Genomic DNA, 15,135 nt, shown 5'->3' with positions numbered 1-15,135 from the left:
TCTTTTCTTTTTTCATTCATCGGTAACAGGGAAAACGCTATGTTTCGTCGAATAAAGATCCGTACTGCTCTTAGCATGATGATATTTTCACTGACGGCCTTATTACTGTTCGTGGGTATTCTGGGATTGGTGGCAGTGCAATCCGGGAATAAATCCTTTGCCCGCGTTGATACGGAAGTCTTGCCCGGTCTGGTTGCCTTAAATGAGAGTTCCGAGCTACTACTGCGTGGTCGTCTGGATTTACGCTTGTATGAATCGCTGGTCGGTAACGGCGAAACCGAGAAAGCCAACGTCGCGCTGGAGCGCGCACGCGGCAAAATTGATAGCGCCAGCGGCAAATGGCAGGAGTACCTGAAATATCCGCAATCGGCTGAAGAGCAAGTTATCGCCAATGAAATGGCCACCACCCGCGCCGCGCTGATGAATGAATTTATCGATCCGGCCTTTGCGGCGCTGAAAGCGGGCAAACTTGACGAATATCGCCAGCGTGCCGGGAAATCAACCGCGCTGTATGCGGCATTTGATAAGGCCTCCAAATCGCTGGTCGCGTTTAAAATTAAAAGCATTGACCACGCCTATGATGACTCCAACAACCGCGTTAAACGCATGGAGTTTGTTCTCTACTTCTCAATTGCCTGTGCGCTGGTACTGGCGGGCCTGGCGTGGTCAGTGATGACCAACCTGATTGTCAAACCGCTCAATAACGTGATTACTGTGTTTGACCGTATTGCCGAGGGCGATTTGCGCGCGCGCATTGATGTTGCCGGGAAAAACGAAATCGCCCAACTCTTCGCCGCCGTACGGCGTATGCGCGATGGTCTGGAGAATATGGTGCGCATGGTGCGTAGCGGTACGGATGCCATCGGCTCCGGCGTGGAAGAGATTGCTTCCGGCAATATCGATCTCTCCAGCCGTACCGAGCAACAGGCCGCCTCGCTGGATGAAACCGCCTCCAGCATGGAGCAGATTATGGCGACGGTAAAAAATAACGAAGACAACACACGCAAAGCGAACGAACTGTCGCAAAAAGCCTCGGACACCGCTTCGCGTGGCGCAACCGTGGTTTCGGAAGTGGTTTCTACCATGAATGCTATCGAAAAAAGCTCGGCGCAAATTGGCGATATTGTCGGTGTGATTGATGGAATTGCCTTCCAGACCAACCTGCTGGCGCTGAACGCCGCCGTCGAAGCGGCCCGCGCCGGGGAGGCCGGACGCGGCTTCGCGGTGGTGGCATCGGAAGTGCGCGTGCTGGCGCAGCGCAGCGCCACGGCGGCAAAAGAGATTGGCACGATGATCAGTGATTCACTTAGCCGCATCGAACAGGGTTCCGGGCTGGTGAAAGAAGCTGGCGCGACGATGAACGAAGTGATGGTCGATGTGAAAAAAGTGGTCGAGATCATGGATGACGTGATGCTGGCTTCCGGCGAGCAGACGCGCGGTATTTCGCAAATGAATATCGCCATTCATCAGATGGACGGCGTCACTCAGCAGAACGCATCGCTGGTTTCCGAAGTCGCGACCGCCGCCAGCGCCCTGCAACAGCAGGTGGTGAATTTGCAGCAGTCTGTCACACGCTTCCTCGTTGATGACGCATCGCTGCAATCAGGAAATGGCCGCCACCCCGGACCACAGGGAATGGCGCTGGCTCACGCCAATTAAGGAAGTCTGCCACAGGCTAAACCGACAACATCCACGCTACGGCGTGGATGTTTTTCGCCCCGCCCCGCGCCTGCGCAGCATATCCGGCAATATCCCGCCGACAATCAGCGCATCGCCGGACCGCTTTTTGCTTGACCTTGCCCCGGTGCCTGCCCGTACTATTTGCGCCATACATCATCAATATTAATGGTTGGCATACACATGGAACAGGTTGAACACAGTGATAATACGTTGCTGCTCAGCGAGTGGCAGGATCTGCTTAACCAGACTTCACCGCAGGTTCACGACATTTTGACGGCACTCAGCGATGAGGAAATCCGTCATCTGGTGACCGCTTTTTATGACTACATGCTTTCACATTCTGAAAGTGAACTGTTTTTAAATACCGATCAGGTCAATTCGCGGCTTAGCCACAGTATGTTCCACTGGTTACGCAGCGTGCTCGGCAGTGCTGGTGAAGATCTGCCGCAACTGCTAGAGAATCAGCGGGCCATCGGCATTGTGCATGCGCGCATTGGCTTACCGCTGGATCTGGTGGCGCGCGGCGCGCGCAAACTCAAGAATGAGCTTTATCGTCTGCTTCAGGCCAAAGAAACCATTCCTGCTTCGCTGCTCAACGACGCTATCTGTTTCAGTAGCCTGGCGATGGATACCGCCATCGAAGCGATGACAGTTTCCTGGTCGCCGGGCTATCAAAACTCCATGCGGGCGCAGGAGCAGTATCGCCTGTTATCCATTTATGATGACGTGAACGTTGAACGAGAACGGCAGATCAACGCGCTGACCAGTTGGGAAAATCAGTTTATCTACAATATCGCTACCGGCTTACCGGCGGCGGACATTATCACCTTGTCGGCGTCGGAATTCGGCATGTGGCTGGCGCATAAGGGCCGTTATTTGCTGGGTAATCCGGAGATGCTGGCCAGCATTGATGAGCTGATTAAACAGGCGGACGATCGGCTGGCGCGGATGCGGGCCAGCGAAAAACAGACGGAGGAGTCGCGCCTGAGCCTGTTACAGGCCATCCGGCAGCTTACCGGACAGATCCATCGTCTTCTTCTGGCGATGTTTGATGCGCAGGTGGAGCTGGAGAACGGCAAAGATCCGCTGACGCAACTGTTTAACCGCCGCTTTATTCCGACCATTATGCGGCGGGAAATTTCGCTGGCGCTGAATGTGCGTAAACCCTTTGTGCTGGCGATGATCGACATTGATTATTTCAAGAAAATCAATGACAGCTTCGGCCACAACGCGGGCGATATGACGCTGAAAAGCGTGGCGACGGCGATTTTTGACCACTTCCGCAGCAGCGATTATGTGTTCCGCTATGGCGGCGAGGAGTTTATGGTGCTGCTGGTGGAATCGGATCTGTCGCAGGCCTCCATTATGCTGGAAACCTTACGCGCAAAAATCGCCGGGCTGGCGATTGAAGTCGCACCCGGTAAGCCCATTTCCGTCACCGTCAGCATCGGCCTTGCTGAATTTGATTATCACCCGGATTACAAACGGTTAATTGAGAAAGCGGACCGCGCGCTGTACGTGGCTAAAAGCCATGGGCGCAACCGGCTGGAAGCGAGCCGGAACTGAGTATCACCCGTTCCGGCTCTCTGACTTAACGGTAAACAATACCGCCATCAATCAGGATTGACTGCCCGGTGACATAATCGGAATCCGGGCCAGCCAGATAAGAGACCAGGCTTGCGACATCATCCGGCGTTTCGGGGCGGCCAAGCGCGATGCCGCCGACGTATTTGTTCCAGGTTTCGCCAATCGCGGCGCCGGTGATTTCTGAGAAGCGCCTATCGATTTCCGTCCACATCCCCGTGCCGACAATCCCCGGGCAATAAGCGTTCACCGTGATCCCACGGCTGGCGTACTCTTTCGCCGCCGTTTGCGTCAGCGCGCGAACAGCAAATTTCGTTGCGGAGTAGATGCCGAGCAGCGCAAAACCATCATGCCCGGCAATAGAACAGGCATTGATAATTTTCCCTTTCTGTTTACGGTCGATAAATTTCTTCGCCGCCGCCTGGATGCCCCACAGCGTTCCCTGCACGTTGATCCGCATAATGCGATCAACTTCTTCCGGCGTCACATCCGCCAGTGCCTGCACCTGCGCGATACCCGCGTTGTTGACGATGATATCGAAGCCGCCAAGCTCTCTTTCCGCCTGGTTGACGGCCTCATACACCTGCTCGCGATCGGCAATATCCGCCACGAAAGTGGCAACCTGACGTCCCAGCGCTTTGATCTCTGCGGCAACCGCGTCCAGCCCTTCGCGCTTAACATCAACCAGCATCAGCGACGCGCCATCCTTTGCCAGACGCAAGGCAATACCCCGGCCAATTCCCTGACCCGCGCCGGTGACCAGAGCAACTTTATTTTCGATAGCCATAATCTCTACTTACCTCATCCTGATTAACGGTTATTCTGCCCGCTGGCGCACAGTCTGATGGGCAAAAAGGCCTGACTATACATCGGCGGTGGATGGTTATTTACTCTATAGACACGAACAGAGATGGCCTACCCCCTCTGATGGGGGGGCAAGCACAGGGCGAGAGAGGGAGACATGGCGTTTTTATCCTCAACCAGGGATCTACCCGCAGTGGAGACGCACGATGAACCGTTCCGTTTCGCCCGCGCGTTACCGCTGATCCTCACCAAGCTCACGCCGCCGCGCTCGCCGGGCACATTAGTGCAGCGTGAGCGGCTGTTACAGCAGCTTGATGGCGCTTCTTCCCGTAACCTGACGCTGGTGCGCGCTGCCGCCGGGTTTGGCAAAACGACGCTGCTGGCGCAGTGGTATCATCGCCGCCAACAGCGGGGCGACAGCATCGCCTGGCTGAGCCTGGAAGAGGATGACAACTCGCCGCTGCTGTTTATGCGTTACGTGCAGGAGGCGTTACGCCCGCTCAGCCAGCAGGAAAAAACGCCACTATCTCCGGTGCCTGGCGGCGAACTCGCGAATGATTTAGCCCACTTCTGCGCCACGCTCGTTAACCTGTTGCACACGCAGCCGCGCCCGCTGTACCTCATTCTTGATGATTACCAGAACATTCAGCACCCGGAGATCCATGCCGGGATAAGCTGGCTGTTGGCCCATGCGCCCGCCTGCCTGCATCTGGTGTTAGGCAGCCGTTGTCCGCCGCCATGGGCGCTCAGCCGCCTGCAAATCGAGGATCAACTGCTGGAGATCGATGATGACGCGCTGCGCTTTACCCACGATGAAGCGCACGCGTGGTTTTCCGCGACCACCGCAACATCGGTAAAAAAAGAGACGCTTCACCGCCTGATTTCGGTCACTGAAGGCTGGATTGCAGGCATGAAAATGGCCGCGCTTGCCCCGCACGGTCACACCGATAACGAGGGAAGCCTGCGGGCCAGTTCCCGGTCAGTTTCGCGCTATCTGGATGAGGTGGTCTTTGCCCCGCTACCGGCTGACGTGTTTGATTTTCTGCTGCAAACGTCTCTGCTTAATCGTCTCCATCCGGCATTGTGTGATGCCGTAACCGGTCTGCATAACGGTGAGGAGATGCTCGCCTGGATAGCCGGGCGCAACCTGTTTCTCTCCACCCTTGATGACGAGGGATTCTGGTTTCGTTACCACCCACTCATGCGCGATGCATTATTAACGCGTTTACAACGCCATGGGCTGGAAGCCGTGAATGTGCTGCATGAACGAGCCAGCACCTGGTTTGCCGCCCAGCAACTGTGGGCTGAAGCCATCCGCCATACGCTCGCTGCCGGTAAACCGATGACCCCTCATGCGGTTGCCGGGGCGCAATCGCTGGCTGAAGAGGGCGATATCGATACCATGGTGCGCTGGATGCGCTATCTGCCTGCGGACGTGACACCCGCGCGTATCGAACTGCAAATCAATCTCGCATGGGCGCTGGCGCACTATTTCCGGTTTGACGATGCGCGCCAACTGCTGGATGAGCTTGACGCACTGGCGGCAAAAAACCCGGCGCTGGCCCACCCTGCCCGCATCAAATTACGCGTGGTGCGGGCGATTTGCGAAGCCTTCGCCGAAAATATTGCCGCCAGTCTCGCGATTGTGGAGCCGCTGTTGCAGGCGGTGCCCTGCGGCGATATCTGGGTAGATGGCCTGGTGTGCAATATTCTTAGCTACGGCTACCTTGTCGCTTCACGCCCGCAGCAGGCACTGGCTGTTCATCAGCGTATCGCCATTGCGCAAGCGCCCCAGCGCAATCTGTTTGTGGAGGTTTATCGCGCTTTCGTGATGGCGCAGGCCTGTCTGCGCCAGGGGGATTTAACGCAGGCTGAGCAGTTGGCTTCCCGCGCGTTGTGTCATGCGCAACTGCATACCGGCACCAATTCCAGCAGCAGCGCAACGCTGGCACCGGTGCTGGCAGAAATCGCCTGGGAACGAGGAAGCGATGAGCATATCGAAGCGCTGTTGACCCTGCGGCGGCAAACCATTGATGACGTCTGCCCGCCGGACGGTCTGAGCAGTTGCTACCGTGTACTGGCACGTCATGCGCAGCAAAACAACCAGCCCCTCGAAGCGCAGGCGCTGTTACAGCATGCTGAACAACTGGCTGAGCGGCGCGGCTGGTTGCGCATCCGCGCTTTTCTGCTCGCTGAGCGGCTGGCGCTTTATCTGCTGGCGGGTCATCACGATGCCGCCGAAACTGCGCTGGCACAGTTGCTGCGGATTCGCGCGGCGGACCCTCATCAACAAACGCTTATCGACAGGTACAGCGCCATCAGCCAGTGTCGGATACTGATGGCAAACGGCGAACCGCTGGCGGCGGCAAGGTTACTGCACGCGCAGGTAGAGGCGCTTGAGGAGTGCGGCGAATGGCTGAGTGCTGTGCGCTGGCGCTTGCTGGAAGCCATTGCCCTGTTCCGCGGCGGAGACATCGCCCAGGCGGCCGGGGTGGGTTTACCGGCGCTGCAAAGCGCGGTGGCGAAAAATCTGCGCCGCAGCCTGCAAGACCTCGGCCCGGATCTCGCCTTGTGGCTGGCTCACCTGAGTAAGCAGCCCGCGCAGGATGCAGTTATCCGCACGCTGCTTAACCAGCTAAGCACGATGCTGCCCGCCTCCGTAACCGCAGGCCTGCGGTTAACGGAGCGCGAACAGCAAACGTTGTGCTTAATTGCTGATGGCCATTCCAACAAACAGATCGCCCGCTCGCTGGGGATTTCTGTAGAAACCGTCAAATGGCACCTGAAACAGCTCTATGAAAAGTTGCAGGTGAAGGGGCGCATTCAGGCGGTCAATCAGGCACGTAAACAGCAACTGTTACGCTGACTACTGGCGAAGGGCTTCCAGCAGCGTCTGATTAAAACGCGTCGGCTCTTCCATCTGCGGCGCGTGGCCCAGCCCGTCAAACTCAATCAGCTTCGCGCCGGGAATCGCTTTCGCCGTTGCTTTACCGAGCTGTGCATAGTGGCCCAGCTTCGCTTTCACCGCCGGTGACGCAATGTCGCTGCCAATGGCCGTGGTATCCGCCGTGCCGATCATTAACGTGGTTGGCGTTTGCAGATCCTTAAACTCATAGAACACTGGCTGAGTGAAAATCATGTCGTAGATCAGCGCCGAGTTCCATGCCACCCGCTCATGCCCCGGCCCTTTATTCAACCCTGCCAGCATCGTCACCCAGCGCTCGTATTCCGCTTTCCAGCGCCCGACGTAGTAAGTTTTCAGTTCATATTCGCGGATACTCGCCGCCGAGAGTTTCAGCTCCCGCTGGTACCATTGGTCCACCGTGCGATACGGCACGCCGAGCGCTTTCCAGTCTTCCAGACCGATCGGGTTCACCAGCACCAGTTGTTCAACGGCTTGCGGATACATCAACGCATAGCGCGTCGCCAGCATTCCCCCGGTGGAATGGCCGACGATCACCGCACGGGAAATCCCCAGTCTTTGCAGTAAAGCGTGGGTATTGTCGGCTAATTGCTGAAAAGTGTACTGATAATGCGCGGGCTTGCTGGAGGTGCAAAAACCGACCTGATCCGGCGCGATAACCCGGTAACCCTGCTGGCTCAGCGCCGCGATCGTGCTCTCCCAGGTAGCGCCGCAGAAATTCTTGCCGTGCAGCAGCACCACCGCCCTGCCGTTGCTTTTGCCGACCGGCGCAACATCCATATAGCCCATTTGTAGCTTCTCGCCTTGCGAGGTAAAAGCGAACGTTTGCTTAGGATATGGATAGGCAAAACCTTCCAGTTGCGCGCCGTACGACGGTGTGTCGTCCGCGCTGGCAGACCCGGTATACAGCGCCGCGAGCAGCATCAGCGGCAGACATTTTTTCATTCCAGATTGCATGAGTGTTCCTCCTTGAATAGAGAGCAAAAAAGAAAGCATAGCCTGCTTTCGCCCGGCGTGGGCAAATGCGCCCGGCTATGCTGCGTTGCTCTCCAGCCGCTGGCGGTGCCGCAGGCCAGGGAACATCTTCATCCATAGCGCCACCACCAACAGCGTGCCGATACCGCCCAACGCCGCAGCGGGCACCGCGCCGAGCCACGCAGCGAGCATCCCGGATTCAAATTCGCCAAGCTGGTTCGAGGTGTTGATAAAGATCGAGTTAACCGCATTGACCCGCCCGCGCATCTCATCCGGGGTATCCAGTTGCACCAGCGAACCGCGGATCACCATGCTCACCATATCGCAGCCGCCGAGGGCGAACAGCGCCAGCAGCGACAGCCACATCAGGTTTGAAAAGGCAAACACCAGCGTCGCCACGCCAAACCCGGCGACGCTCATAAACATGATCATGCCAACGTTGCGCGTAAGCGTTCGGTGGCTAAGCCAGAAGCCCACCAGCAGCGCCCCGACCGCAGGCGCGCTGCGTAGCAAACCCAGCCCCAGCGGACCGGTATGCAGGACATCGTGAGCGAAAATGGGCAGCAGCGCCGTCGCCCCGCCCAATAATACGGCAAACAGATCGAGGGAGATTACGCCGAGCACATCCGGGCGATTGCGGATGAAATTCACCCCGGCGAACAGCGATGAAAGCGTGGCCGGGGTGCGTTTCGGCTGCGCCTGTTCATAGCGCAGCGTGCTCACCAAAAGAAGCGACACCAGATACAACCCCGCCGTGGCGGTGTACACCACATCCGCGCCCGCCGCATAAAGAAAACCGCCCAGCGCCGGGCCGACAATCTGCGCCGCCTGGCCGGAAACCGCATTGGCGGCGGTGGCGCGGGGTAAAATCGAGGCCGGAACCAGCGCCGGCAGCATCGAAATCATCGACGGTGATTCGACGGTTTTGGCGCAGGAGATAATAAAAATCAGCAGCAGGATCACCCAGACGCTGGCGTCGCCTTGCCACGTCAGCCAGGCCAGCGCCGCAATCGCCAGCCATTCGCAAATCTGGCCGATCAGCACCACGCGGCGCCGATCAAACTGGTCAGCGATATGCCCGGCAGGCAGCGCCAGCGTGACCGAAGGAACGAACTGCACCAGACCAATCATCCCCAGCCAGAAGGCGCTTTGCGTCTGGGAATAGATCTGCCAGCCGACAATGATGGATAACATCTGAAAACCAAAGCTGGAACTGGTTCGCGCCAGCCAGAACGCCACAAACGAACGGTGCTGCAATAAACGACCATCACTGCCGGGTAATACGGGTGCCATAGTTTATCTCATCTTATTCCCGTCATATTTCAAGTTGCAGGTGCGTTGGCTTTCCTGTTCGGCGCATCCCTGATGCCTTCCCTCTTCGGGGCCTGTTCAACACGGAAAAACGTTTTGTCCGGCAACTCGAATCATTTGGGTACTCTATTAATGCCCTGCCGCAGGCGGCGCGCCAGACACGCCGGATCGCACAAACGGCGGGCGGGCAAACCAAATCAACACCATCAGCACCATAAAACCCCAGCCTAACAGCCAGAAATAGTCGATGGTTGACATCATATAGGCCTGCTGTTCGATGGTTTTATCCACGGCCGCAAGGTGCTGCTGCGTCACACCGCCCATCTTATGCAGGTAATCCATTGCCGCCGGGTTATAGGTGGTGACGCTCTCGGTGAGGTTAGCATGGTGATAAACCTCACGTCGCGACCAAATCCAGGTGGTGAGCGACGAGGCGAAGGAACCGCCGAGCACGCGGAAAAAGGTCGCCAGCCCGGAGCCTTCCGCCACTTCAGCACCGTTCAAATTCGACAGCACAATGGTGGTGATCGGCATAAAGAAGAACGCTACGCCGATGCCCATAAACATCTGCACTTCGGCAATGGTGCGAAAATCGACGCTGGTGTTGAACTGCGCGCGCAGCAGGCACGAGATGCCCATCGTCATAAACGACAGCGTGGCCAGGATTCGCAGATCCACTTTGTGCGCATAGCGGCCGATAAACGCCGTCAGCAGCAGCGGCAAAAAGCCCATTGGCGCTGCGGCCAGCCCGGCCCAGATGGCGGTGTAGCCCATCTGGGTTTGCAGCCACTGCGGCAGAATAATGTTAATGGCGAAAAACGCCGCATAGCCGAGCGTCAGCGTTGCCGTACCGATGGCGAAGTTACGATCCTTAAACAGCCGCAGGTTCACAATCGGGTGGTTTTCCCCCAGTTCCCAAATCACAAACGACACCAGCGCAATCGCCGAGATAACTGACATGACGATGATTTCCGGCGCGTTGAACCAGTCAAGATCGTTGCCTTTGTCGAGCACCACCTGCAACAGCCCAACGCCGAGAACCAGCAGTGCAATGCCAATGTAATCAATCGGCGCAGTGGTGGTGGTCTCTTCCCTGGCGCGAAGCTGGCTCCAGACGGTAATGGCGGCAAAAATCCCGATCGGCACGTTGATGTAAAAAATCCACGGCCATGAGTAGTTATCGGTTATCCAGCCACCGGTGATCGGCCCGACAATCGGCGCCACGACGGTCACCATCGACAGCAGCGCCAGCGCCATACTGCGTTTGCTGGTCGGGAAGATGACCAGCAAGAGCGTCTGGCACATCGGGAACATCGGCCCGGCGAAAAAGCCCTGCAGGGCGCGGAAAATAATCAGCTCGGTCATGCTGTGGGCAAAGCCGCAAAGGAACGAGGTCAGGGTAAAGAGCGCCACCGAACCGACAAACAGCCTGAGCTGGCCGAAGCGTCGGGTGAACCAGCCGGTCAGCGGCAGCGCAATGGCGTTGCACACCGCAAACGAGGTAATCACCCAGGTGCCCTGATCCGAGCTGACGCCGAGATTACCGGCGATGGTCGGCAGCGCCACGTTGGCGATGGTGGTATCCAGCACCTGCATAAACGTTGCCAGCGACAGCGCAATCGTCGCCAGCAGCAGGCTGGGAGGCGTAAACGCCGACTTATCTTGCATAACGTCTCTCTTAGCGGGCGCTGGACGCTACCGCCTGGCTGTTGTCATGAAGAATTTTCGCCACCAGTTGATCGGCATTTTGCAGCGCGTTCTGGTACACGTCGGTGGTGAAGCGCGGCGCGGCAACGGTCTGTTGCGGCAGCAGGTGACCGCCCGTATCACGGATATCCACGCGGGCAAACATCGACAGCCCAACACGCAGCGGGTGTTTCTGCATATCGTGCGGATCGAGGGTGATGCGCACCGGCAGACGCTGGACAATTTTGATCCAGTTACCGCTGGCGTTCTGCGCGGGCAGCAGCGAGAAGGCGCTGCCGGTACCAATACCAAGGCTCTCAATGACCCCGTGGTATTCAACGTTATCGCCATAGAGATCGGCGGTCAGCGTCACTTTCTGCCCCAGCCGCATGGTCTCCATCTGGCTCTCTTTAAAGTTGGCATCCACCCAGACCTGATCCAGCGGCACAATCGACATCAACGTAGTGCCGGAATCAACCCGCATGCCGAGCTGCACCGCGCGTTTGGCAACAAAGCCGCTCACCGGCGCAACAATGGTGCTACGGGCATTGTCGAGGTAGCGCTGGCGCAGCGTGGCGACCGCGCTTTTGATTTCCGGATGGCTGTCGATCACCGTGTCATCGACCATCGCCAGATTGGTGGTTAACGCCTGTTGCGCCGCCGCCAAATCGCTTTTCGCAGTGGTCACCGCATCGCGGTAATGCGCCAGATCTTCAGCGGCAATCGCTCCGCTGGCAAAGATCTTTTGCCGCCGCGCATAGTCATTTTGCGCAGTTTGCAGCGTCACCTGTTTCGCTGCGACCTGTGCGCGATAGTTATCGGCGGTGCTGTAAAGCCCGCGCACCTGGCGCACGGTGCTGGCAAGGTTGGCTTCCGCCTGTTGCAGGGCGATTTCTGTATCGCTTGGATCGAGCAGCACCAGCGGCTGCCCTTTTTCTACGTAATCACCTTCATCAACGGCAACTTGCGTGACGGTACCGGCGATTTGCGGCGTCAGCGTCACCAGGTTGGCATTGACATAAGCGTCATCGGTCGTTTCGTAATAGCGGGCATACAAAAAGTACCAGGCCAGACATCCTGCGGCGATCGCCAACAGAATGAGGAACAGAATAGCGAAGTTGCGCTTACGTTTGCTGGGCGCGCGTTCGGCTTGTGCAGATGAAGTTTGCATCGTAAATACCTTATTGGACAACTTAGCGATGTGGGCGAGTTGCCTCGTCCGGCAACATTTTTATCAGCAGTTCGACCAGCAATCGGGACTCTTCGGATGTCAGGCGGCTGGTCAGCGAACTGAGAATCGAGGCCAGCGCCTCATTCTGGAAACGTTCGCAGATTTGCTGCCCTTTTTCGGTCAGAGCCAGGATCACCTGGCGTTTATCTTCCGGATTGGTGTTGCGCACGATCAGATCGCGTTTCACCATTCGTTCCAACATGCGGCTCATTGCTCCGGCATCCATCAGCAAGTTTTTGCTCACTTCAACCGGGCTGTTAAAACCTTTGTAGATACTGATCAGCACCTTGAACTGCGCGGCGGTGATATCCGCCGACGAAAAATACTGACTAATAAGCTGGTCTTTAAACTGATTCGCCAGATGAATCAGTAAGCCAAGATGCAGTTTGGGAATGGGGGTATCCGTTGTGTCCGTCATGATGTTTGCCTGGTCAGTAATTACAATTGAAACTACTGACCAGGCAACTAACTGTCAACGGATTGTCAAGTTAAGCGCACATTTTGTCAGTCCGTCGGCGGCGGAGAGCCTGCTACGCCGAGGTTTTCACACTCATACCTCTGACATCGGCCAGGCAAGACCATCAAATAAGGCAGCAAGCGTAATAACGGTTTAATAGCCAGGGTGATTATTTCTCTCTGTAATTGGAACAGTTATTTAAAATTCTTCGTTGAATTACATATATTATGTTTCTCCATAAACAAAATTAAAAACAGTGCCGATCGCTCAATTTGTGATAATGTAATACGCATACTGCAAACAATAATAAGCTTTAGCTCCATTGTATAAAAAATACCTCAAATATTATTCAGGAAACTTATTTCTTGAATATTCCCATTCGCTCTTAATTAAGAGCATAAATATAGCAGCAAACTACAACCTGAAGTAACTTATCAGCGTATGTTTGAGCACAGCACCAGTGACAGCTTAATTGCATGGTTAATTAAGCTATACGTCATTATTTGGAGGAAAACATGAGCAACACTCAACACAAATTAGATAAAGCCCGTCCGCCGCGGGTACAAATAACCTATGATGTCGAGATTGGTGATGCCCAGACGGCAAAAGAATTACCTTTAGTTCTTGGCGTTATGGGCGATTTCACCAATACCGAAACTGAACTGCGCGATCGTAAATTCCTGCACGTTGATAAAGATAATTTCAACGAAATCATGTCGTCGATGAAACCGGTCGCGGAATTTTTAGTCGATAGCGCATTGCCCGATCAGGAAGGAAAAATGGCCGTGTCATTAACCTTCCAGAATATGGATGATTTTTCTCCAGATAATATTGTTCAACAAGTTGAACCGCTGCGCAAATTGATGGAATTGCGTGAACAATTATCAGATTTGCGTAATCGCGCCGCCAGTAATGAGCGTTTAAAAACGCAACTGGCAGAAATAGCAATGCAGCAGAATAAACAAACAGAGCAGACAGATAACCCGGCAGAGGAATAAAAATGGATAGTGAACTGGCTGTAGGCACTGTTGCTGAAACAACATTCAGCGATGATTTTCTCAATCAGGTAATCGATAATACAAAAGCAATTCGTCGTGAATCAGATCGCGACCGGATGAAAACACAGCTTAATAATTTTCTCGCCGAAGTGACGGCAGGAACAGTGACTGTTTCCAGCGATCTGATTGGCAGCATCGAACAGCGAATTTCAGCCATTGATGAACTGCTTTCCAGTCAGGTAAGTTTAATTATTCATGCCCCTGAATTTCAGAAAAAAGAGTCGTCATGGCGTGGTCTGCATAAACTGGTGCAAACCAGCGTAACGGAAAATACGCAAATCCGCGTTCTGCAATGTACTAAACAAGAATTGATAAAAGATTTTAAATCGGCCAGCGATTTCGATCAGTCAATGTTGTTTAAATGCGTCTATGAAAGCGAATACGGTACTTTTGGCGGTACGCCATTTTCGTCTTTTATTGGCGATTTCGAATTTGATAACACGCCACAAGATATTAATTTGCTGGAACAGATTTCCCATGTCGCGGCTGCGGCCCACGCCCCTTTCCTGAGCGCTATTGCGCCGGGCATGCTGTCGATGCAGGATTTTTCCGAACTGCCTCGCCCACGGGATCTGGCGAAATTATTTGAGACCACGGATTACGCGCGCTGGCGTTCATTCCGCCAGAACGATGATAGCCGGTATATTGGCCTCACATTACCCCGCGTGCTGGGACGTATGCCCTACGGCAGTAAAACCATCCCGGCGGAAACCTTTTGCTTCGAAGAACAGATCAATGAAAACGAAAGCGGCAGCGATTATCTGTGGATGAATTCCGCCTGGGAGCTGGCAGGCAAGATCGTTGAATCCTTTGAAGAGTATGGCTGGTGCGCCTCCATTCGCGGCGTCGAAGGGGGTGGCCTGGTGCAATCATTACCGGCGTATAACTACACCTCAATCAGCGGTGAAAGGACCATGCAATGCCCTACGCAGGTCGCTATTTCAGATCGCCGGGAAAAAGAGCTTTCCGATCTCGGCTTTATTCCGCTGGTGCATTGCAAAGGAACCGACTATGCGGCGTTTTTTGCTGTTCAGTCAGCCAACAAACCGCGTTTATATAACTCTGACCAGGCGAATGCGAATGCGCGCTTGTCGAGCCAGTTGCCATACATTCTGGCCACGTCGCGGTTTGCCCATTATTTGAAATCCATCGTTCGCGATAAGGTCGGCAGTTTTATGTCGCGCAGCGAGTGCGAAGAATATTTACAGAAGTGGATTATGCAATATGTCGTGGCCTCCGATAACGCAGGCCCGGAAACAAAAGCGCGTTTCCCACTTCGTGAAGCCCAAATTGACGTCGTTGAAGTTCCTGGTTTTCCTGGAACCTATCGCGCAATCGCATGGTTAAAACCTCATTTCCAACTTGAGGGTTTAAGTATGTCTTTACGCCTTGTAGCCGATTTACCGTCTGCTGCCGGTGCGTAATT

The 15,135-nt window shown here is 55.3% G+C and carries 11 protein-coding genes; 5 read left to right on the top strand and 6 right to left on the bottom strand.

What is annotated here, in order from left to right; genetic code table 11:
- Window positions 1-39: 39 nt before the first annotated feature.
- Together AWR26_RS11305 and AWR26_RS11300 are read left to right on the top strand one after the other, a co-directional pair.
- Entirely contained in the window at window positions 40-1,659 is a 1,620-nt protein-coding gene (locus AWR26_RS11305; protein ID WP_064565882.1) for a methyl-accepting chemotaxis protein, read from the top strand.
- Between the two features lie 201 nt (window positions 1,660-1,860).
- On the top strand, window positions 1,861-3,246 hold the full coding sequence (locus tag AWR26_RS11300) for a diguanylate cyclase (protein WP_064565880.1): 1,386 nt from the start codon (window positions 1,861-1,863) through the stop codon (window positions 3,244-3,246).
- A gap of 25 nt (window positions 3,247-3,271) precedes the next feature.
- On the opposite strand, the gene AWR26_RS11295 is transcribed toward AWR26_RS11300, so the two are convergent.
- Window positions 3,272-4,051 carry an acetoin reductase gene (locus AWR26_RS11295; RefSeq protein WP_064565878.1) on the bottom strand — a complete coding sequence of 260 codons (780 nt, stop codon included), beginning with the start codon at window positions 4,049-4,051 and terminating at the stop codon, window positions 3,272-3,274.
- A gap of 174 nt (window positions 4,052-4,225) precedes the next feature.
- Here AWR26_RS11295 and AWR26_RS11290 point away from each other — a divergent pair, with 174 nt between their 5' ends.
- Window positions 4,226-6,934 (top strand): LuxR C-terminal-related transcriptional regulator, encoded by a 2,709-nt coding sequence (locus AWR26_RS11290; RefSeq protein WP_064565876.1) that lies wholly within the window; start codon window positions 4,226-4,228, stop codon window positions 6,932-6,934.
- On the opposite strand, the gene AWR26_RS11285 is transcribed toward AWR26_RS11290, so the two are convergent.
- The 5 genes from AWR26_RS11285 to AWR26_RS11265 all read right to left on the bottom strand — a co-directional run bounded on the left by AWR26_RS11285 (window position 6,935) and on the right by AWR26_RS11265 (window position 12,612).
- Window positions 6,935-7,948: an alpha/beta fold hydrolase gene (locus AWR26_RS11285; RefSeq protein ID WP_244256245.1), complete on the bottom strand. Its 1,014-nt coding sequence runs from the start codon at window positions 7,946-7,948 to the stop codon at window positions 6,935-6,937.
- A gap of 75 nt (window positions 7,949-8,023) precedes the next feature.
- Window positions 8,024-9,259, bottom strand: coding sequence for an MFS transporter (locus AWR26_RS11280; protein WP_007371764.1), 1,236 nt, complete (start codon window positions 9,257-9,259; stop codon window positions 8,024-8,026).
- 147 nt (window positions 9,260-9,406) lie between these two features.
- A complete protein-coding gene (locus AWR26_RS11275) occupies window positions 9,407-10,945 on the bottom strand; it encodes a DHA2 family efflux MFS transporter permease subunit (protein ID WP_064565874.1) in 1,539 nt (512 codons plus the stop codon).
- Between the two features lie 10 nt (window positions 10,946-10,955).
- On the bottom strand, window positions 10,956-12,134 hold the full coding sequence (locus AWR26_RS11270) for an efflux RND transporter periplasmic adaptor subunit (protein WP_064565872.1): 1,179 nt from the start codon (window positions 12,132-12,134) through the stop codon (window positions 10,956-10,958).
- A 22-nt stretch (window positions 12,135-12,156) separates the two neighbouring features.
- Window positions 12,157-12,612 (bottom strand): MarR family transcriptional regulator, encoded by a 456-nt coding sequence (locus AWR26_RS11265; protein ID WP_064565871.1) that lies wholly within the window; start codon window positions 12,610-12,612, stop codon window positions 12,157-12,159.
- A 554-nt stretch (window positions 12,613-13,166) separates the two neighbouring features.
- Between AWR26_RS11265 and tssB the strand changes: the two genes are divergently transcribed.
- A complete protein-coding gene (gene tssB, locus AWR26_RS11260; protein WP_007371760.1) occupies window positions 13,167-13,649 on the top strand; it encodes a type VI secretion system contractile sheath small subunit in 483 nt (160 codons plus the stop codon).
- Window positions 13,650-13,651: 2 nt separating this feature from the next.
- A complete protein-coding gene (gene tssC / locus AWR26_RS11255) occupies window positions 13,652-15,133 on the top strand; it encodes a type VI secretion system contractile sheath large subunit (RefSeq protein WP_064565869.1) in 1,482 nt (493 codons plus the stop codon).
- The last annotated feature ends 2 nt before the right edge of the window (window positions 15,134-15,135 follow it).

Source organism: Kosakonia oryzae (genome assembly GCF_001658025.2).
Lineage (GTDB): Bacteria > Pseudomonadota > Gammaproteobacteria > Enterobacterales > Enterobacteriaceae > Kosakonia > Kosakonia oryzae.
The sequence above is the reverse complement of the archived record's forward strand: the minus strand, read 5'-3'. Positions and strand labels throughout refer to the sequence as shown.